Annotated in this window: 19 protein-coding genes; all 19 read right to left on the bottom strand. The window is 55.1% G+C overall.

The window, feature by feature from the left end; all coding sequences use genetic code 11:
- Positions 1-138: 138 nt before the first annotated feature.
- Entirely contained in the window at positions 139-1,152 is a 1,014-nt protein-coding gene (locus NMQ00_RS07075) for a DUF4179 domain-containing protein (protein WP_255178511.1), read from the bottom strand.
- On the bottom strand, positions 1,149-1,442 hold the full coding sequence (locus tag NMQ00_RS07070; protein WP_255178510.1) for an RNA polymerase sigma factor: 294 nt from the start codon (positions 1,440-1,442) through the stop codon (positions 1,149-1,151). The genes NMQ00_RS07075 and NMQ00_RS07070 overlap by 4 nt, the downstream gene beginning before the upstream one ends.
- The gene (locus tag NMQ00_RS07065; RefSeq protein WP_255178509.1) at positions 1,436-1,666 is read right to left on the bottom strand and encodes an RNA polymerase sigma factor; all 231 of its coding nucleotides are present in this window, start codon (positions 1,664-1,666) and stop codon (positions 1,436-1,438) included. Before NMQ00_RS07065 ends, NMQ00_RS07070 begins: the two co-directional genes overlap by 7 nt.
- Before the next feature lie 95 nt (positions 1,667-1,761).
- Positions 1,762-2,943 (bottom strand): glycine C-acetyltransferase, encoded by a 1,182-nt coding sequence (locus NMQ00_RS07060; protein WP_255178508.1) that lies wholly within the window; start codon positions 2,941-2,943, stop codon positions 1,762-1,764.
- 14 nt (positions 2,944-2,957) lie between these two features.
- Positions 2,958-4,034, bottom strand: coding sequence for an L-threonine 3-dehydrogenase (gene tdh / locus NMQ00_RS07055; RefSeq protein ID WP_255178507.1), 1,077 nt, complete (start codon positions 4,032-4,034; stop codon positions 2,958-2,960).
- 169 nt (positions 4,035-4,203) lie between these two features.
- Positions 4,204-4,464: a stage V sporulation protein S gene (locus NMQ00_RS07050; RefSeq protein ID WP_024371608.1), complete on the bottom strand. Its 261-nt coding sequence runs from the start codon at positions 4,462-4,464 to the stop codon at positions 4,204-4,206.
- 26 nt (positions 4,465-4,490) lie between these two features.
- Positions 4,491-5,285: a TIGR00282 family metallophosphoesterase gene (locus NMQ00_RS07045; RefSeq protein WP_255178506.1), complete on the bottom strand. Its 795-nt coding sequence runs from the start codon at positions 5,283-5,285 to the stop codon at positions 4,491-4,493.
- A gap of 48 nt (positions 5,286-5,333) precedes the next feature.
- Complete coding sequence (rny, locus tag NMQ00_RS07040) at positions 5,334-6,896, bottom strand: ribonuclease Y (protein WP_029595337.1); 1,563 nt, start codon at positions 6,894-6,896, stop codon at positions 5,334-5,336.
- A 186-nt stretch (positions 6,897-7,082) separates the two neighbouring features.
- Positions 7,083-8,132: a recombinase RecA gene (gene recA / locus NMQ00_RS07035; RefSeq protein ID WP_021067612.1), complete on the bottom strand. Its 1,050-nt coding sequence runs from the start codon at positions 8,130-8,132 to the stop codon at positions 7,083-7,085.
- Between the two features lie 76 nt (positions 8,133-8,208).
- Positions 8,209-9,435, bottom strand: coding sequence for a competence/damage-inducible protein A (locus NMQ00_RS07030; protein ID WP_255178505.1), 1,227 nt, complete (start codon positions 9,433-9,435; stop codon positions 8,209-8,211).
- 69 nt (positions 9,436-9,504) lie between these two features.
- Positions 9,505-10,083: a CDP-diacylglycerol--glycerol-3-phosphate 3-phosphatidyltransferase gene (gene pgsA, locus NMQ00_RS07025; RefSeq protein WP_131436453.1), complete on the bottom strand. Its 579-nt coding sequence runs from the start codon at positions 10,081-10,083 to the stop codon at positions 9,505-9,507.
- A 31-nt stretch (positions 10,084-10,114) separates the two neighbouring features.
- On the bottom strand, positions 10,115-10,966 hold the full coding sequence (locus NMQ00_RS07020) for a helix-turn-helix domain-containing protein (RefSeq protein ID WP_255178504.1): 852 nt from the start codon (positions 10,964-10,966) through the stop codon (positions 10,115-10,117).
- Positions 10,967-11,014: 48 nt separating this feature from the next.
- Positions 11,015-11,791 carry a YmfK family protein gene (locus NMQ00_RS07015; protein ID WP_034777827.1) on the bottom strand — a complete coding sequence of 259 codons (777 nt, stop codon included), beginning with the start codon at positions 11,789-11,791 and terminating at the stop codon, positions 11,015-11,017.
- A 97-nt stretch (positions 11,792-11,888) separates the two neighbouring features.
- On the bottom strand, positions 11,889-12,584 hold the full coding sequence (gene ymfI / locus NMQ00_RS07010; RefSeq protein ID WP_255178503.1) for an elongation factor P 5-aminopentanone reductase: 696 nt from the start codon (positions 12,582-12,584) through the stop codon (positions 11,889-11,891).
- On the bottom strand, positions 12,581-13,840 hold the full coding sequence (gene yfmH / locus NMQ00_RS07005; protein ID WP_255178502.1) for an EF-P 5-aminopentanol modification-associated protein YfmH: 1,260 nt from the start codon (positions 13,838-13,840) through the stop codon (positions 12,581-12,583). Before yfmH ends, ymfI begins: the two co-directional genes overlap by 4 nt.
- Complete coding sequence (gene yfmF / locus NMQ00_RS07000) at positions 13,837-15,075, bottom strand: EF-P 5-aminopentanol modification-associated protein YfmF (RefSeq protein WP_255178501.1); 1,239 nt, start codon at positions 15,073-15,075, stop codon at positions 13,837-13,839. Before yfmF ends, yfmH begins: the two co-directional genes overlap by 4 nt.
- An 8-nt stretch (positions 15,076-15,083) precedes the next feature.
- Entirely contained in the window at positions 15,084-15,635 is a 552-nt protein-coding gene (locus NMQ00_RS06995) for a cob(I)yrinic acid a,c-diamide adenosyltransferase (RefSeq protein WP_255178500.1), read from the bottom strand.
- Between the two features lie 53 nt (positions 15,636-15,688).
- Complete coding sequence (locus NMQ00_RS06990) at positions 15,689-17,392, bottom strand: sensor histidine kinase (protein ID WP_255178499.1); 1,704 nt, start codon at positions 17,390-17,392, stop codon at positions 15,689-15,691.
- Positions 17,392-18,108, bottom strand: a complete 717-nt coding sequence (locus NMQ00_RS06985; protein ID WP_021067622.1) for a response regulator transcription factor — start codon at positions 18,106-18,108, stop codon at positions 17,392-17,394. The genes NMQ00_RS06990 and NMQ00_RS06985 overlap by 1 nt, the downstream gene beginning before the upstream one ends.
- Between the last annotated feature and the right edge of the window lie 33 nt (positions 18,109-18,141).

The following is an 18,141-nucleotide window of genomic DNA, read 5'->3' as shown; positions in this document are numbered from 1 at the left end:
TATATGATAAATTCGGTATTTGAAATAATATAAACGTCAATCATTTAGTTCACCTTTTCAAATTTTAGAATCAATCCCCTTAATGTCTACCAAAAATTTCAAACAAAAACAGCATGCCTGATTCGGGCATGCTGTTGTTCACTCGTTAATAGGTTGAAGCTTTACTTGACCAATCCCTTCCACAATCAGCATCAGTTCTGGACCGGCATCTCGTGACGTAAACGGCACTTGGAACACCAGATTTGTTTTTCCGGCACTGACCGATCGACTATAGCCAGATTCAATGTTGTACACGTTCCCATCCGCATCGCGGAGCTTCACGTGGTCGATAAAATAGTTCTCATCAAAATCATCCCCGTTGATGGTAAGCTCGATTCGCATCGATGTCAGGTCGACAACCACATTCCCGACGTCAAGCGGGGAGACGGCATCGTCAGCTTCATAACGGATGGCGGCTTGCATCGTCACCTGTTCAATCGGTAAACGCCAGTCGCCCTCAATCGTATCGGTCTCCCCGTCACGGAACAGCCGAACCGTCTCAATCTCGATCGTCGCGCCTTCAATATCCTCGTCGGACGCCTCGCTCAACACCTCATACACGAGTGACCCGCTTTCATCGACCATCACGTTCACTTGATGGCCACGCATTCCACCGTCCCCCTTCAACGGCAACGTATCTGATACCATCTCGTCGATATACGATCCGTCCGCACTACGAACACGATAGTCGAGGCTCACATCCGTGACGTCTCTCCAAGATATTTCTTCTTTAGTCAGGACGAAACGGAGCGCGAGTTGATGGCGATCGGCGATGACCCGCTCTAACTTGATAGAAACGTCTTGATCTGTGACGGTCGCATCCGGTCGCTCTCCCCCGGTCGTCAACACGACTTGATCGATGCCACGGTCCCCGAACTTAAATAAACGATCGATGGCGGCGAGTGCTGAACCATCAAACGCCAGTATGAACACAAGCAGCGTCGCGGCCGCCATCATGACCACCCCACCGATACGGCGCTGGCGTCTGTGACGCGCCCGGTTCGCTTGTTCTCTGACGCGGGCATAGCTAGCATCGAACGCCTGGCGCACCCCGCTGGATAGATCGGTTTCATTATGTAATTGTGTCAATCGCTTATCGAACTCTTCATTCATACCGATTCACGCTCCTGTCGATAGTACGTCTGCTTCAACTGTTCTCTCGCACGCGATAGCCTTGCTTTGATTGTGCCTTCCGGCGTGCCGAGCACGTCTGCAATCTCACGGGTCGTCAGTTCCATCACATAGCGCAACGTGACGACTTCGCGATACATCGGGGCAAGAGCGTGAATCGCCTCGTCTAGTTCAACGCGATATGCATCGTTCACCGCTGTCTCTATGATGCTATCGTTCACGCTTGTCTCTCGCTCTCGCTTGCGGATGAGGCGATGACACTCATTCAACATGATTCGGTACAGCCACGTATGAAAAATTCGGCGTCACGCAATGTATGCAGTTTCGTATAGGCGAGGAGCACCGTCTCTTGCATCACGTCGGCGACATCCGCCTCATGGCGCAACATCCGTAGTGCGCCGCCATAAAGCGTCGACTCATAGTGTTGCATCAAGGTGATGAACGCTTCTTCATCGCCCTTTTGCGCCCGCTTGACGAGGCGTCTTCGTTGTTCCATCCGGTCGACCCCCTTTTAATTTGTCATACATTAGAGTCGCCAGCCTCGATTTTCGTTGCATGAAAAAACTGCAGACAATCGTCTGCAGTTCAATCTTACGCGTGGAGCGTGACGTTCAATTCTTCCGCGACCGCCTTGAAGGCAGCGAGCGCGCGTTCGAGGTCGTCACGGGTATGTTCTGCCGTCACGATTGTCCGAATCCGGGCCTTGCCTTTCTCGACCGTCGGGAAGGCGATGCTCTGTGCGAACACGCCATGGTCTTTCAGCTTGTCCGAGAACGTATGCGCGAGCGTCTCTTCGCCGAGCATGACCGGTGTGATCGGCGTCGTCGCATGACCGATGTCGAAGCCGAGGTCACGCAGACCCGACTTGAAGAACTCGGTGTTCGCCCACAACTTGTCGAACAGTTCTTCTTCTTCCATCATGACACGAATCGCCTCACGGTTCGCCGCGACGACCGCTGGCGGGTGTGACGTCGAGAACAAGAACGGACGTCCCTTTTGAATCAAGAAGTCGCGAATATCGTTCGAGCAGGCGACGTAGCCGCCAAGGACGCCGATCGCTTTCGAGAGCGTCCCGACTTGGAGCGCGACCCGTCCGTCGAGCCCGAAGTGGTTGACCGTCCCGCGACCGTTCTTCCCGAGCACGCCCGAAGCGTGGGCGTCGTCGACCATGACCGCCGCGTCATACTTCTCGGCGAGCTCGACGATTTCCGGGAGCGGCGCGATATTGCCGTCCATCGAGAAGACGCCGTCCGTGACGATGAGACGTGTCCGGTAATCTTGCGTCTCTTTCAACGCCGCTTCTAAGTCCTCGAGATCGACGTGTTTATAGATGCGGCGAGCCGCTTTCGTCAACCGGATGCCGTCGATGATCGAGGCGTGGTTGAGCGCGTCGCTGATGACGACGTCTTCTGGGCCGAGTAGCGCCGACAAGACGCCGAGGTTCGTCGCGAAGCCCGACTGGAACACGAGCGCCGCTTCCGTATGCTTGAACTCGGCGAGTTCGCGTTCGAACGCTTCGTGCATCTCGAACGTCCCGGCGATCGTCCGCACCGACCCAGTGCCGGCACCGAACTGTTCGACCGCTTCGATTGCCGCTTGCTTCAAGCGCGGATGGTTGGCGAGACCGAGATAGTTGTTCGACGATAGCTGGACGAGCGACTTGCCACCGATCGTGACCTCGTTCGCCTGTGCTGATTCGAGCGGCACGAGTGAACGGAACGTGCCCGCTTGTTTCATTTCATTGACTGCTTCTGTAATATGTTCAAATGCCATATCGATTCCCCCTGTTATGGTATTAAGACGACCTTTCCACATTTCCCGGCCCGCATGAGCTCGAAACCTTGTTCGAACTCCTCGAGCTTGAACACGTGCGTGATGATCGGTTCGACGTTCAATTGACCCGTCGCGAGTAACGTCGACACTTGGCCCCACGTTTCATACATCTTGCGACCGGTGATGCCTTGCACGCGGACCCCTTTGAAGACGACGTCACGCGTCAAATCAAGCGCGACGGGTTTGGCCGGGAGTGACAACACATTGACGTCCCCGCCTGCCGTGACCATCTTGAACGCCTGGTCGATGGCGACCGGATGCCCGCTCATCTCGCAGACGACATCGATGCCGTCCCCGTCCGTCTGATCCATGATCAGTTCGAGCGGATTTTGCTCGAGGCTGTTGATGACGACGTCCGCCCCCATGTCCGCGGCAAGCTTCAATCGGTACGGGTTGACGTCGATCGCGTAGACACGGCTCGCGCCGGCCGCCTTGGCGACACCCACGGCCATGAGCCCGATCGGTCCACAACCGACGATGGCGACCGACTTGGCCGATACGTCACTGGCGAGCACCGTATGGACAGCGTTGCCAAGCGGTTCTTGAATCGAGGCGAGCTTCGATGGCATCGACTCGGGATTGACCCACAAGTTCTCTTCTGGCATGACGACGTACTCGGCGAAACAGCCTTGCGTGTCGACGCCGATGATCTTCGTATTCTTACAGATGTGATACTGCCCCCGTAGACACTGCTTGCACTGGTGACAGACGATATGCGTCTCGGCCGACACGGTCTGTCCGACCTGGATGCGTTTCGTTCCTTCCCCGAGCGCCACGACTTCCCCCGCGAACTCGTGACCGAACACGTACGGCGGTTTGACCCGGCTCTTCGCCCAGTCATCCCACTCATAGATGTGGACATCGGTCCCACAAATCGATGTCGCCTTCACTTTGATCAACACTTGTCCGGCACCTGGTGTCGGGATTGGCACTTCGACCAACTTCGCCCCGAATCCGGCCGTATGTTTTTGAATCGCTTTCATCACAGGTGTCGTTGCTTCCTTCTCTGTCGTTGACACGAGCTGTTCCATTGAAAACGTCCCCCTCTTCATCTCTTGATCGAACTTCACGTTCCCTTTCATCTTGTCATAAAATGACGAACCTGAGAAGATAGAACGTCGTTTTTTCAGACAAAAAAGAGAAGCCATCCGCGCCGATGGCTTCTCTTACAAGAATAGGACCTATGTCCCGACCGCAAGCTCACCGTGGTTCGATGATGAGCTTGATTGCCGTTCGTTCTTCTCCGTCGATTAAAATATCGGTGAATGCCGGAATACAAATCAAATCCAGTCCGCTCGGCGCGACGAAACCACGCGCGATCGCGACCGCTTTGATGGACTGATTGAGCGCCCCTGCGCCGATTGCTTGAATCTCACACGTTCCTTTTTCACGAAGTACGCCAGCGAGTGCACCCGCCACGGAGTTAGGATTCGATTTTGCCGAAACTTTGAGTACGTCCATTCTTGTTTCCCCCTCGGGTAGGTTGTTCAATCAAACCATACGGTCTGATCATCTAGGTGTATGCGTTCGATTTTCGTGGCTCGTTTCGATTGGTCATCGATGGTGATTAAAACTCCATTTAATTGTTCCCGTCCCTCGGCAACTTCAAACCGGACCGGGAGCTGGGTCATGAATTTTCTTAAGACGACCTCGGCATCCATGCCGAGCACGCCGTCGAGCGGTCCTGTCATCCCGACGTCGGTGATGTACGCCGTACCGTTGTTCAGGACGCGATTGTCAGCCGTTTGGACGTGCGTATGGGTACCGACGACGGCTTGGACGCGCCCGTCGAGATGATACCCCATCGCAATCTTTTCGCTCGTCGCCTCGGCGTGCATGTCGACGAAAATGGCATCGACCTCGCCGCGAATCTCTTCGACGAGGGCGTCGACCGTGCGGAACGGACAGTCGAGCGACGGCAGGAACACCGTCCCCATCGCATTGATGACGGCGAGCTTCTTCCCGCCTTGTTTCAACACCATCATCCCGACGCCAGGCGTGCCGTCAGGATAGTTGGCCGGACGGACGATGCGGTCGGCGTCGTCGATCCAGTCGAAGATGTCACGGTTGTCCCAAGTATGATTCCCCATCGTCACGCCATGGAACCCAAGCTCGAGAAATTGTTGGTAGATTTTTTTTGTGATACCGCGCCCGTTGGCTGCGTTTTCACCGTTGACGAGCATGAACGTCGGGCTGTATTTGCTCTTCAGCCGACTGATTTGGGCGCTCAAGATGTCGCGCCCTGGTTTTCCGACCACGTCGCCGATAAATAAGATTTTCATAGTCATGTCCTCCTCCAATAGAAAAAGCGGAGAATGTCTCCGCTCTTGTTACTTCGCATAATCGACGGCACGCGTTTCGCGAATGACCGTCACTTTGATTTGGCCTGGATAATCAAGCTCATCTTCGATCCGTTTACAGATGTCACGGGCCATCTTGTTCGCCACGACGTCGTCAACGACGTCTGGGCGGACGATGATCCGGACTTCACGTCCCGCTTGGATGGCATATGATTTCTCGACTCCTTCGAACGACTCACAAATCGCTTCAAGGCGCTCCAGGCGTCGAATATAGCTTTCGAGCGTCTCTTGACGGGCTCCTGGACGCGCCGCTGACAAAGCGTCAGCCGCTGCGACGAGAACCGCGATCGTCGACGTCGCTTCGACGTCCCCGTGGTGCGAGGCGATCGAGTTGATGACGACCGGATGCTCTTTGTACTTCGTGGCGAGCTCGACACCGATCTCGACGTGGCTACCTTCGACTTCATGGTCGATGGCTTTCCCGATGTCGTGGAGGAGACCCGCTCGTTTGGCGAGCGTGACGTCTTCCCCGAGTTCGGCGGCCATCATGCCGGCGAGGTGGGCCACTTCGACCGAGTGGGCGAGCACGTTTTGACCGTAACTCGTACGGTAACGCATTCGACCGAGCGTCTTGACGAGGTCCGGGTGGACACCGTGGATGCCGGCTGAGAATGTCGCTTCTTCCCCGTATTCACGGATGCGCTCATCGACTTCCCGACGCGACTTCTCGACCATCTCTTCGATGCGGGCCGGATGAATCCGACCGTCTTGAACGAGTTTCTCGAGCGTCATCTTGGCGATTTCACGACGGACCGGGTCGAATCCAGACAGGATGACCGCTTCCGGCGTGTCATCGATGATCAAATCGATGCCGGTGAGCGTCTCGAGCGTGCGGATGTTACGTCCTTCACGTCCGATAATGCGTCCTTTCATCTCATCACTCGGCAAGTTGACGACAGATACGGTCGTCTCGGCGACGTGTTCGGCCGCGTAACGTTGCATCGTGAGAGACAAGAGGTGTTTCGCTTTTTTATCAGCTTCTAATTTTGCTTTTTGCTCGATTTCTTTTTGAAGGAGAGCAGCATCGTGAAGCGCTTCCTGCTTCGCTTCGTCCATGATGATGGTCCGTGCTTCTTCTTTCGACAAGGCTGCCACGCGTACAAGTTCTTGGCGCGCCTCCTCATATAATTCCTCCACTTTGCTTTCGAGCGTTTCCGCTTCACGCTTCCGTTTCGCGAGTGCAGCCTCACGTTCATCCAAGGCGTCTTCTTTCCGTTCGAGCATGTCTGCTTTGCGGTCGAGAAGCTCTTCCTTTTGGACGAAACGATTTTCTTTCACTTTCTGCTCTTCGCGTCGTTCGCGCAATTCTTGTTCGGTCTCATTGCGAAGTTGAATCATCTCTTCTTTTACTTCAAGCCGTGCTTCTTTTTGCATCGCTTCCGATTGTTGGCGTGCTTGCTCCACAATCTTGGTCGCTTCCGTCTCGGCACCTTGAATCTTCGCTTCGGCGATCGATTTACGCACAAAAAAACCTGCAACAAAAGCTATCGGCAAAAGGAGGATCAGAATAAGCTCTAATAGCCATTCCATCATGTTCACCTCCCTTTCGCAAGGTTATTTTATTTTTTCATGAATGAAAACGCGAGCGAGCCCGCGTATAGCTTTATTGTACTTATTTAGCTGTTAGAATGCAATGCAAGGACAGGATAGAACTACCAATTCGCGAAAAAATTATACTAAAAAAATCCCGCCTGAACCGTGTCAGACGGGAAACGTTGCTTATTCTTCGTCTAGAAGCGAGAGGACGTCATCGTTGTCGGCTTCGACTGTGACCGTCTTTTCACCGTTGAGTCCGTAGTGGTCACGGATGCGTTCTTCGACCGATGCCGCCACTGACGGGTTCTCTTTCATATACTGCTTCGCGTTCTCGCGACCTTGACCGAGACGCTCTTCGTTGTACGAATACCACGCACCGCTCTTCTGAACGATATCGAGGTCGGCTCCGATGTCGATGAGCTCACCTTCACGCGAGATGCCTTCGCCGTACATGATATCGACTTCCGCCGTCTTGAACGGTGGCGCGATTTTGTTTTTGACGACTTTGATCTTCGTCCGGTTCCCGACCATGTCTTGGCCTTGCTTGAGTGTTTCAGCACGACGGACCTCGAGACGGACCGACGAGTAGAACTTGAGGGCACGACCACCAGGTGTCGTTTCCGGGTTCCCGAACATGATCCCGATTTTCTCACGGATTTGGTTGATGAAGATGACAATCGTCTTCGACTTGTTCGTCGCACCCGACAATTTACGGAGCGCTTGGCTCATGAGGCGGGCTTGGAGACCGACGTGCGAGTCACCCATCTCCCCTTCAATCTCGGCTTTCGGAACGAGTGCCGCAACCGAGTCGACGACGAGGATATCGACCGCGCCAGAACGGACGAGGGCTTCTGCGATTTCAAGGGCCTGCTCCCCTGTGTCTGGTTGAGACAAGAGCAACTCATCGATATTGACGCCAAGGTTTTGGGCGTATTTCGGATCGAGCGCGTGCTCGGCGTCGACGAAGGCCGCCTGCCCGCCGCGTTTTTGAACTTCAGCGATGGCGTGAAGCGCCACCGTCGTCTTACCTGACGATTCAGGTCCGTACACTTCGATGACACGGCCACGTGGGTAGCCACCGGCACCGAGGGCGATGTCGAGGGCGATTGAGCCTGACGGGGTAACTGAAACTTGCTGATCTGTATTTTCACCAAGGCGCATGATTGAGCCTTTACCGAATTGTTTCTCGATTTGGCGTAATGCCATTTCTAACGCTTGTTTACGATCACTCATAGATTAATGAGCCTCCTTTGATTGATACTTTCATTATAAGCGAACAGAAGACGATACACAAGTTTTTTGCGAACGTTTATTCGCCTTTTTTCATTCGTTGCAGGAGCGCCCACATCCCGTCTTTCGTAGCCCGGGCTTGAATGACATGCCGCTCTTGATGCGGATAGTTACGTTCAATCACGTCGATTCCGGCCGGTGACCGGATGCCGATGAACACTTTTCCGACCGGTTGACCCGAACTTGACGTCGGGCCGGCCTCACCTGTGAACGCCAGTCCATAATCCGTCCCGGTCTGACGAATCAAACCGAGGATCATTTCAAAGGCGACTTCTTTTGAGACGACCGAGTGTGACTCAATTGTATCAAGGGACACCCCTAAAAACCTATTTTTTAGCTCGTCCGAGTACGTGACGACTCCGCCCATGAAGACAGAAGACGCTCCTGGCACCGCCGTCACCATCGCTTGGGCTTGACCACCGGTGAGCGATTCGGCGAGCGACAGCGTCGCCTTACGCGCTTGCAACGCTTGAATCAACCGAGTGGCGAGGGTGTCTTCGTTCGAACCGAAGTAATACTGGCCGACCCGATCCAAAATATCTTGTTTGACCCGGTCGATCATCTGCCGCGCCTCGGATTCCGTCTCGGCCCAGGCACTGATGCGAAGCCTCGCCTCGCCCGACTCGGCGTACGGGGCGACCGTCGGATTCGACCCGGTCATCAAATCAGCGACCGCTGCATCAAGCGCCGACTCGCCAATCTCGTAAAATCGGAGCGACTCCGAAAGAATCGTCGCACCTGTGAACTTGTTCGGGAACGTGGCTTCGACGATCGCTTTCATCTCCCAAGGGACGCCTGGTAGCAACAGCCACGTCGTCTCCCCTTCGATCCACATGCCGGGTGCGAGACCGACCGGGTTATCGAGCACCTCGGCACCGGTCAAGACGTCGGCCTGCCTTGCGTCCCCATCGTTCATCGTCCGTCCCCGCGAGGCGACAAAACGACGAATCGTCTCGAGCGATGCCTCATCGCGAATGAGTGGACGACCGAGCATGTCGGCGAGCGTCGTCTTCGTGATGTCGTCCGCTGTGGGCCCGAGACCGCCGGTGACGATGACGAGCTCACTCCGGGCCTGCGCTTGCTCGAACGTCGCTTTTAAACGCTCCCCGTTATCCCCGACGACTACATGATACAGGACGGACAGTCCGTATTTCGACAGCTGTTCTGACAAGTAACGGGCGTTCGTGTTCGTGATTTCCCCTAAGAGCAGTTCAGAGCCTACCGCAATGATTTCGGTCCGTTTCATCCGAATTCCTCCCCCAAAATAAAAAAACGAGCTGTTCGGCCAAGCTGAACAACTCGTCTGTGCCGACGGTTACATCGACTTTACAATGATCTTGTAGTTTTGTGCGAAATATTCGGCCCCTGAGTAAATCGTCAAGACGAGCGCTAGCCACATCGCCCATTCCCCGAACGGGATGCCGATATAACTGAAAATCGGGTTGCCGAACAACAGGAAGATGATAGCAAAGAGTTGGACCCATGTCTTCGCTTTGCCCGACTTCCCGGCCGCGACGACGATTCCTTCATCGGCCGCCACGAGGCGCAGTCCCGTCACCGCGAATTCACGCGAGAGAATGACGACGACGACCCATGCCGCGACGAGGTCCATCTCGACGAGGAGGACAAGTGCCGCCGTGACGAGTAATTTGTCAGCGAGCGGGTCCATGAACTTCCCGAAGTTGGTGACCAAGTTGTGCTTACGGGCGAGATGCCCGTCAAGCCAGTCAGTGATAGCGGCGATCGTAAACACGACGCCAGCGATGAATTGATGGAGCGGTACGTCCGCCCCGAGGAAAGCGATGTCTCCCCAATCAAAATCTACGGCGAGTAAGACGACGAACACGGGAATGAGCAATACCCGTAACATCGTCAAACGGTTAGGTAGGTTCATCGAGAACTCCTCCTCTAGAAGGAGAGTCAACTTATTCTGCGTCGACTCTCTTTACAAATATATTTTGTGTGACCGGCGAGTCGGCTAATTCAAGCTCCCGGCCATTGACAACAATTTTCTCGACCCCACCAATCAAGCCGATGCGGATGCGAAGCGTATCCGTTTCCGCGTCCTCGATGACAATCGGGTTCTGCTTCGATTGGTTTGGATATTCCGGCGCGAGGAACGGACCTTCGAGCGATGTGTCTCGCACGCCGACATATGTCGCCGGCGATTCTTTCACATGGATCTCCGTCGTCAACTTATCGGTTGTCGCGATTTCATACGTGAGATCGGCCCCGTTCGTCGACGCGACCGCAATCGGCCCTGTCTCTTCAGCCGGCTCTTCTTCGACCGGTTCTTCGGCCGGCGGTTCTTCTTCGACCGGCTCTTCTTCCGGCACGTCCTTGTTTTGATCGATGGATACGCTTGAATTCGTCGGTTCTGTTTGCGACGCGTTTTGATCGCCGAAGTCAAGATTTCGGACGACGTAATAGACGGCCGTCATCAACAGGAACGCGACGAGCACGAGCATGACTTTCGGTACCCAACGCGAGACACGGCTCGACGTCTCGGACGCTTTCGAGTAGGTTTGTTTTCGCGACAATTGAACGGTCGGCTGCGGCTCGATTTTCGGCAAGTCTTTCGCATACGTCTCGTACAGTTCATCGACATCGAGCCCTAACGATTCCGCGTACGTTTTAATGAACGCCCGTGCATAGAAAGAGCCAGGGAGATTTTTGTAATCACCTTCCTCGATCGCGATGATATAGCGTTTTTGAATCTTCGTCGTCTGCTGGATTTGGTCGAGCGTCAAACCGCTCGCCTCACGCCTTTGTTTCAAAAAAGTCCCTAGTTCTGTCACAGGGGTCCACACCTTCCATTCAAGTAGTTATTCAAACCATTCTGCCTCACGATGTGTCTCTTGAGGAATGATGATCTCCTCATCTTGTGAGTTCCGCAGTTCGATGATGTAATCAAAGTCCTCGAACACACAGTCGGTGTTGCGCACGTAAAGATCTGGATGCTCGATGACCTTGACGGACGGAAGTCGCATGACTTCGCGAATCAATTGCCGATGGCGTTCGTCCATCGTCCGCGTCGAGACGGCACCATCGATGATATAGACGTGGTCACCTTCGCGTTCTTCCTCGAACAGTGATGTCCGCACCGTCTGCTTCATGAGCGTCGACGATAGGAACAGCCAGCGTTTGTTCGCACAGACGCTCGCCGCCACGATCGACTCGGTCTTTCCGACACGCGGGTTGCCGCGCACGCCGATCAGCAAATGCCGTTCTTCTTTCATCAGTTCGGCGACGAAGTCGACGAGGACACCTAAGTCCTCGCGGACGAAACGGAACGTCTTCTTGTCATCGTTGTCGTGCTCGATGTAGCGTCCATGTCGAATCGCGATTCGGTCCCGGAGTTTCGGGCGCCGGAGTTTGATGACGACGATGGCTTCCATCTTGCGTAAAATATGTTCCAGACGATGGACGTGATCGGCCGCCGGTGCTTTTAACAGCATGCCGCGACGTTGAAGATCGACGCCGTTGATCGTCACGATTGAGATTTGAAGCATCCCCATCAGTGAGGCGATATCCCCGAGGATACCGGGCCGATTTTGGCAAAGTTCATATTCGAGATACCATTCTTCGAACTTATGATCCATCTCGTCCACCCTTTCTGATGTGTGCTCGCTACCTTGTTCATTCTAAATTATTTTAGAAGAATTGAAAAGAACTCGTTTCAACCGAGCCGACAAAGTTTCACACCCAACCGCCATCGATGCGGAGCACGGTGCCGGTTATGTACGAGGCGGCCGGAGAACAGAGGAAGCGAATCGTCTCCGCCACTTCCTCGGCCCCCCCTAACCGGCCGAGTGGAATTTCATCCCGAACGTCTTGTTTCGTCTCTTCTACCGTATCATTCATCGGGGTGTCAATCCACCCCGGCGTGACCGCGTTGATGCGGACGTGAAACGGTCCGGCCTCGCGGGCGAACGCCTTGACGAATCCGAGTTGGGCGGCCTTGACCGTCGAATAGAGCACTTCGCCGGCCGCACCGACCTCACCCCAGACACTCGAGACGACGACGATATCGAGCGGGTGATCGTACGGTTTCTGTGCGACGACATGTTGCACGAGCCGAACCATCGAGCGGACATGGATGCGATACAGCCGATCGAGCTCGAGGAGCGACTGGTCGACGAGCAGACCGTAGGCATGATTGCCGGCGACGTGAACGATGCGGTCGACCGGTCCGAGCGTCTCGAGCCATGACTCGAGTCCAGTTTCATCGTCAAGGTCGCAAGTGACGACGTCGGCCGTCAAGTTCTCGCTCGCGACGAACTTACGGAGCACCTCGGTCTGCGTATGTGCCTGCAAGATGAGGTCATCGTCCCGGAACGACAGGGCGACGGCACGGCCAATCGCCCCACTCGCCCCCGTGATGAGCGTCGTCACGGCTTCTTGACGACACAGACCGTACGGTGATCAGCTTGGAACAGACGGTCATACGCCGCATACAAGTCGTCGAGTGTGATCGCATCGAGCAGGTCCGGGATGTCGAACATGTTGCCGCCGCTGAGCGCGTAGCGTGAGAACTGGTTGGCGATAAACTCTGGCGAATTGAGCGCCTTCAAGAACTGCCCTTTCATCATCCGTTTCTTGCGGTCGAGCGTCCCGGCTTCGAGTTCGAGCGGACGGGCGAGGGCGGACGTGATGCGGTCGACGAACGTCTCGACATGCGGCGTCTCCATCGATAGGACGGCGAAGGCGAACGTTTCTTCCGACGTGTAGTCAAATGAGAACGCGTCATCGATCAATCCTTCGGCGTACAGTTCCGCGTAGAGTGGGGCCGTCGTGTCGAACAAGGCGTGCATGAGGAGCTCGACGACGAGCTCCTGCTTCATCCCGTCTTTGCCGGGGCGCGGCGTATCCTTGTAGCCGATCATCACTTTCGGGACCGAGACATCCATCTCAATGACCCGTTCCGTCATATGAACCGTCTCGGGTTCCTCGATTGCTTCACGCGCCGTCAAGAAAGGCGCGTCGAACGTCTTCGCCGCCTGGTTCGCGGTGATCTCGGCGAGGATGGCGTCAGGGTCGATATTGCCAACGACGAACAACACCATGTTGCTCGGATGATAGAACGCCTCATGGCAGCGATACAAATCGTCGGCCGTGATGGCGCTAATCGATTCAATCGTTCCGGCGATGTCGATTTTGACCGGATGCTCGGCGTACATCGCCTCAATCAAACCGAAGTACAAGCGCCAGCCTGGGTTGTCCTGATACATCTGAATCTCTTGGCCGATGATGCCTTTCTCTTTCTCGACCGATGCTTCCGTGAAGTACGGGGCTTGGACGAAATCGATCAACGTCTTCAAGTTCTCGCTGACATTCGACGTCGCACCGAACAAGTACGCCGTCCGGGTGAACGACGTGAACGCGTTCGCCGACGCACCGAGGCGTCCGAACTGTTGGAATACGTCACCGTCTTCTTTCTCGAACATTTTATGCTCGAGAAAATGGGCAATCCCGTCTGGAACGTCAATCCATTCTTCCGTTTTAAAGCGCCGGTCGATCGACCCGTATTTCGTCGTGAACGTGGCATACGTCTTCTCATAGCCGCTCTTCTTCAATAGATAGACCGTCAATCCGTTCTCGAGGACGGTGTGATGGAGCGTCTCTCCCACGTTTGGAAAATCGAGTTTCATATAGTTCCCCCCTTTAAACAATAGACGGCCTGCAGGGCCAGACGATTGGCGAGCGCGGCCACGTCTTCACGCGATGTCCGTTCGATGATCGCCATCTCTTCCTCGAGCGAGAACGGGCGGATGTCCGAACCGCTCATCCAGGCGATCAATTGGCGCGGGTTGTCCCCGAGTTGACGACGTTGATGGTATAACATCGCTTTCGTCTGTTCGAGTGTCTCGTCTTCGAATATACCGGCCTGGAGGTCGGCGAGCTGGTCGGCGATGATCGCCTCGGTCTTCGCCTGGTTCGAGGCGTCAATCCCGGCATAGACGAACAACATCCGGCTGAGCGAGCTGTACTGCGAGGCGGCATAGTAGGCCAGGCTCTCTTTTTCCCGCACGTTCATGAACAGTTTCGAGTGCGGGAATCCACCGAACAGGCCATTGACGACTTGCATCCGCACAGCGTCCTCGCTCCGTGGGTCGACGTCGACTTGATAGGCGAGATGCAGTTTGCTCTGATTGATCGGTTGATCTTCTTCGAGGCGCTGGAATTCGCGATCGACCGGTTGCGGATACTCACGAACGAGTCGTTGACCGAGTCCTTCGAGTGGCGCGAACGCGTCCGTCACTTGCTCACGCTTCACGTCGCCGACGACATAGACATCGACACGGTCGTGACGAATCATTGACGTATAGGCGTCAAAGAGCGTCTTCGGCGTCACGTGCTCCAATTGCTCGAGCGTCCCGAGCGATGGGATGGCGAGTTCGCCGCCGAGCAATTCTTGGAGCCGTTGCTGGGCGAAGCGCATCTTGTCATCGTAGACCGATTCGATGCGTTGACGCTGGAGACGGGCCTCCTGTTCGACGATGAGCGGTTGAAATGCCCCGTCATAGGCGTTCGGACGGAGGAGCACTTCTTCGAGCAGCTTGATCGCCTCAGCGAGTACCGGTTCGCCAACGAGTGCATCACTCACGACTTCGAGCTGGAACTGGATGACATGCTCTTTGCCGACTTTCGATGCCCCGGCATAGAGACTCGCGTCATACAGTTGTTCGAGCGGCGTGTGAAACAATTCGATCGACGGATAGGCCGCTGTCGCTTTCTCCATCACATACGGCAATAAAGCCCGATCGGCAATCGTCTCAGGCGACAGTGGCGCCGCGAATGAGACGAGACATGTGGTCGTCTTGAATTTTTGGGTCGGGTAGACCGAATAGTGCAGTCGTTGTTGGAATTGTTCGATTCCTTTCATAAGTTGATCTACTCCTTTTTCTTTTTCGTTTTGAACACGTCCGCACCACGGGCGTATTCTTGGTCGGGCACGCCGGCCACGACGTTGGCGTAACGGGCCGCAGTGAACAAATAATCACTCAACCGGTTATAGTACGGGAGCTGACGGACGGCCGCATCGACATTGACGAGTTCCCGTTCGACACGGCGACAGACGGTCCGTGCCACGTGCAGGCTCGCCGCACCGACACTGCCACCAGGCAAGATGAAGCGGACGAGCTCGGGGCATTTCACCTCGAGTTCGTCGATCCACGTCTCGAGCTCGGTGACGATCTTCATATTGACTTGTTGCGGTGGGTCTTGTTTATACATCAGCTCCGAGCCGAGGTCGAATAAGTCGTGTTGGATTCGCGTCAACTGGGTCCGGAGTGTCTCGTCCGTCTGATGAGCGAGCGCGAGCCCGATTTGGCTGTTCAATTCATCTAACAGCCCCATCGCCTGGATATGCGGATGGACTTTTAAGACGCGACCGCCGATGAGCGACGTCTCGCCTTTGTCCCCGCCTCGTGTGTACAGCTTCATGTCATTGCCTCCTCTATGCCACAAATGGTGACCCATAGGAGTCACCATTGTCGTTATGTGGGCGGTTGCGTGTATGGGAGACGAATCGTGAACGTCGTCCCTTCCCCGAGCGCGCTCGAGACATCGACCGTTCCGTGATGGGCATCGATGACGTTTTTGACGATGGCGAGACCAATCCCGGTGCCCGCCTTGCCGCCGCTCGTTCGAGCTTTATCCGCTTTATAGAATCGTTCGAATACGAACGGTAAATCTTCTTTCGGGATGCCGCTGCCCGTGTCCGACAAGCGAATCACGAAGCCGGCCGCATCCTCGCTCGCCTCGAGCCGAATCGATCCCGACTCGGTATGGGCGATGGCATTGCCAATCAAGTTGGTGAACACTTGCTCCAAGCGGTCCCCGTCTGCCTCGATGGCATGACGCGGAGCCTCTGTCGCAAGCTCGATGCCTTTCTCGTTCGCCATCTGGTTGAACTTGCGCATGACTCGCGGAAGAAATTCACCAAGGTCAAACGTCGTGAACTGCATCGTCTCTTTCCCTGATTCGATTCGTGCCAAGTCGAGTAAGTCGTTGACGAGACGGGCCAAGCGGAGCGACTCATCGTAGATGATGGACGCAAATTCTTTCGTCGCGTCGTCACTCTCGGTCATGCCGTCGATGATCGCCTCGGAATACCCTTGGAGCGTCACGAGCGGTGTGCGCAACTCATGGCTGACGTTGGCAACGAAATCGGTTCGCATCTTGTCGAGTCGATGGCTCTCGGTCGTGTCACGGATGACGACGACCGCGCCTTCAAAATCGTCCTCGCCGAGAAGCGGGGTCACCGTCAACGTATAATAATGATCGTCTTGTTTCACTTCAATCGTCTTCTCCGGTGCACCGGCGACGACGTCCTCATAGAGTGACAGCACGACTTCATGTGGTTGCTCGTCGATCAAGAGCGGCCGGGCTTGCGGGTTCGTCACAATGACGTTCGCATGACGATCGAGCGTGATGACCCCATCGGCCATCGACCGTAAGATCGAGGCGAGTTGGAGCCGTTCCCGATCGAGCGCATTCACGTACGTCGACAGCTGGCTACTCATCGCGTTGAACGAACCGGCCAACTCCCCAATCTCATCGTTCGACTTCTGTACGAGACGCAGGTCGAACTGACCTTCTCCCGTCTTGTTGACGGCGTCGCGCATCTCGCGTAGAGGTGCCGTGATACGGGTCGATAAGAAGAAGGCAAACACGGTCGTGACGATGATGGCCGAGGCGACCGTCCAAAAGATGATCGTCCGGGCCCCTTCGTTCGCGCTCGAGATCGCGTCGAGCGGTTCAATCAAATAGAGCGTATATTCGCCCGTCTCGAGTGAGAACGTCGTCCGGTACGCGAGTGCCGCCTGATCGTCAAACGACGAGAAGTTTCCAATCGCCGTCTCACCGACCGCCTGATACGTCTCCCAGTCCTGACGGCCGAGCTCGGTCATGAGCTCGTCGACTTCCGTTCCAAAGTTCGAACGGACCGTCCCGTTCTCTAATATATAGTTGGCACCATACACTTCAATGATTTGGTCGACCGTCCGTGACGCATCGCCTTCTTGAAGCAACACCGACTGGACTTGCCCGCCAAGCTTGGCCAAGTGCCCCCGCTCCTGGTCGATATGGAACGAGTTAAAAAACTCGAGCATCAACACAGAGACGATGAACAAGATGAGACTGACCAATACGAGAATCGTCAACCATAGTTTCGTGACGATGCTATTCCGGCGAATCATCACTCACTGACGACTTCGAACTTGTACCCGACACCCCATACCGTCGTGATCATGTGCGCGGCTTCTGGAGAGACCCGGTTCAACTTCTCCCGGAGTCGTTTCACGTGCGTGTCGACCGTTCGAAGGTCTCCAAAGAATTCATAGTTCCATACTTCTTTCAACAGTTGCTCCCGCGAGAACACTTTGTCGACTTGCTTGGCCAAGAAGAACAGCAACTCATACTCTTTCGGCGTGAGCGCGATTTCTTCCCCATCGACCGTGACGCGGTGCGCATCGTTGTCAATCGTCAAATGCGGGAAGACGATCAAATCTTTTGATTTTTCGGCCGTACGCAAATATTTCGTCGAGCCCGACCGGCGGAGGAGCGCTTTGACGCGCAAGACGACCTCGCGCGGACTGAACGGTTTGACGATGTAATCGTCCGCCCCGACCTCGAACCCTTGGACACGATCGACTTCTTCGCCTTTGGCCGTTAACATGATGACCGGTGTCGCCTTCGATTTCCGAAGCTCGGTACATACTTCGACCCCGTCCATTTTCGGCATCATCAAATCAAGCAGGATGACATCAAAGTTATGCTCAAGGGCGAGTTGAAGCGCCTCTTCCCCGTTCGTCGCTTCGACGATCACATACTGTTCCCGCTCCAAATACATTTTTAACAGGCGGCGAATTCTTTCCTCGTCGTCGACCACTAAAATTTTTGTTTTATTAGCCATCCACTAAACCTCCTAAAGAACCATTACAAGATG

The organism is Exiguobacterium aurantiacum (genome assembly GCF_024362205.1).
Taxonomy (GTDB): domain Bacteria; phylum Bacillota; class Bacilli; order Exiguobacteriales; family Exiguobacteriaceae; genus Exiguobacterium; species Exiguobacterium aurantiacum_B.
Note: the sequence above shows the minus strand (reverse complement) of the source record. Positions and strands in the feature narration are given on the sequence as shown.

What these genes read in the sequence shown, in the direction of transcription:
- NMQ00_RS07075 (WP_255178511.1), bottom strand. Translation starts at nt 1,152, where the DNA reads ATGAATGAAGAGTTCGATAAGCGATTGACACAATTACATAATGAAACC.
- NMQ00_RS07070 (WP_255178510.1), bottom strand. Translation starts at nt 1,442, where the DNA reads ATGTTGAATGAGTGTCATCGCCTCATCCGCAAGCGAGAGCGAGAGACA.
- NMQ00_RS07065 (WP_255178509.1), bottom strand. Translation starts at nt 1,666, where the DNA reads ATGGAACAACGAAGACGCCTCGTCAAGCGGGCGCAAAAGGGCGATGAA.
- NMQ00_RS07060 (WP_255178508.1), bottom strand. Translation starts at nt 2,943, where the DNA reads ATGGCATTTGAACATATTACAGAAGCAGTCAATGAAATGAAACAAGCG.
- tdh (WP_255178507.1), bottom strand. Translation starts at nt 4,034, where the DNA reads ATGGAACAGCTCGTGTCAACGACAGAGAAGGAAGCAACGACACCTGTG.
- NMQ00_RS07050 (WP_024371608.1), bottom strand. Translation starts at nt 4,464, where the DNA reads ATGGACGTACTCAAAGTTTCGGCAAAATCGAATCCTAACTCCGTGGCG.
- NMQ00_RS07045 (WP_255178506.1), bottom strand. Translation starts at nt 5,285, where the DNA reads ATGAAAATCTTATTTATCGGCGACGTGGTCGGAAAACCAGGGCGCGAC.
- rny (WP_029595337.1), bottom strand. Translation starts at nt 6,896, where the DNA reads ATGATGGAATGGCTATTAGAGCTTATTCTGATCCTCCTTTTGCCGATA.
- recA (WP_021067612.1), bottom strand. Translation starts at nt 8,132, where the DNA reads ATGAGTGATCGTAAACAAGCGTTAGAAATGGCATTACGCCAAATCGAG.
- NMQ00_RS07030 (WP_255178505.1), bottom strand. Translation starts at nt 9,435, where the DNA reads ATGAAACGGACCGAAATCATTGCGGTAGGCTCTGAACTGCTCTTAGGG.
- pgsA (WP_131436453.1), bottom strand. Translation starts at nt 10,083, where the DNA reads ATGAACCTACCTAACCGTTTGACGATGTTACGGGTATTGCTCATTCCC.
- NMQ00_RS07015 (WP_034777827.1), bottom strand. Translation starts at nt 11,791, where the DNA reads ATGGATCATAAGTTCGAAGAATGGTATCTCGAATATGAACTTTGCCAA.
- yfmH (WP_255178502.1), bottom strand. Translation starts at nt 13,840, where the DNA reads ATGAAACTCGATTTTCCAAACGTGGGAGAGACGCTCCATCACACCGTC.
- yfmF (WP_255178501.1), bottom strand. Translation starts at nt 15,075, where the DNA reads ATGAAAGGAATCGAACAATTCCAACAACGACTGCACTATTCGGTCTAC.
- NMQ00_RS06995 (WP_255178500.1), bottom strand. Translation starts at nt 15,635, where the DNA reads ATGAAGCTGTACACACGAGGCGGGGACAAAGGCGAGACGTCGCTCATC.
- NMQ00_RS06990 (WP_255178499.1), bottom strand. Translation starts at nt 17,392, where the DNA reads ATGATTCGCCGGAATAGCATCGTCACGAAACTATGGTTGACGATTCTC.
- NMQ00_RS06985 (WP_021067622.1), bottom strand. Translation starts at nt 18,108, where the DNA reads ATGGCTAATAAAACAAAAATTTTAGTGGTCGACGACGAGGAAAGAATT.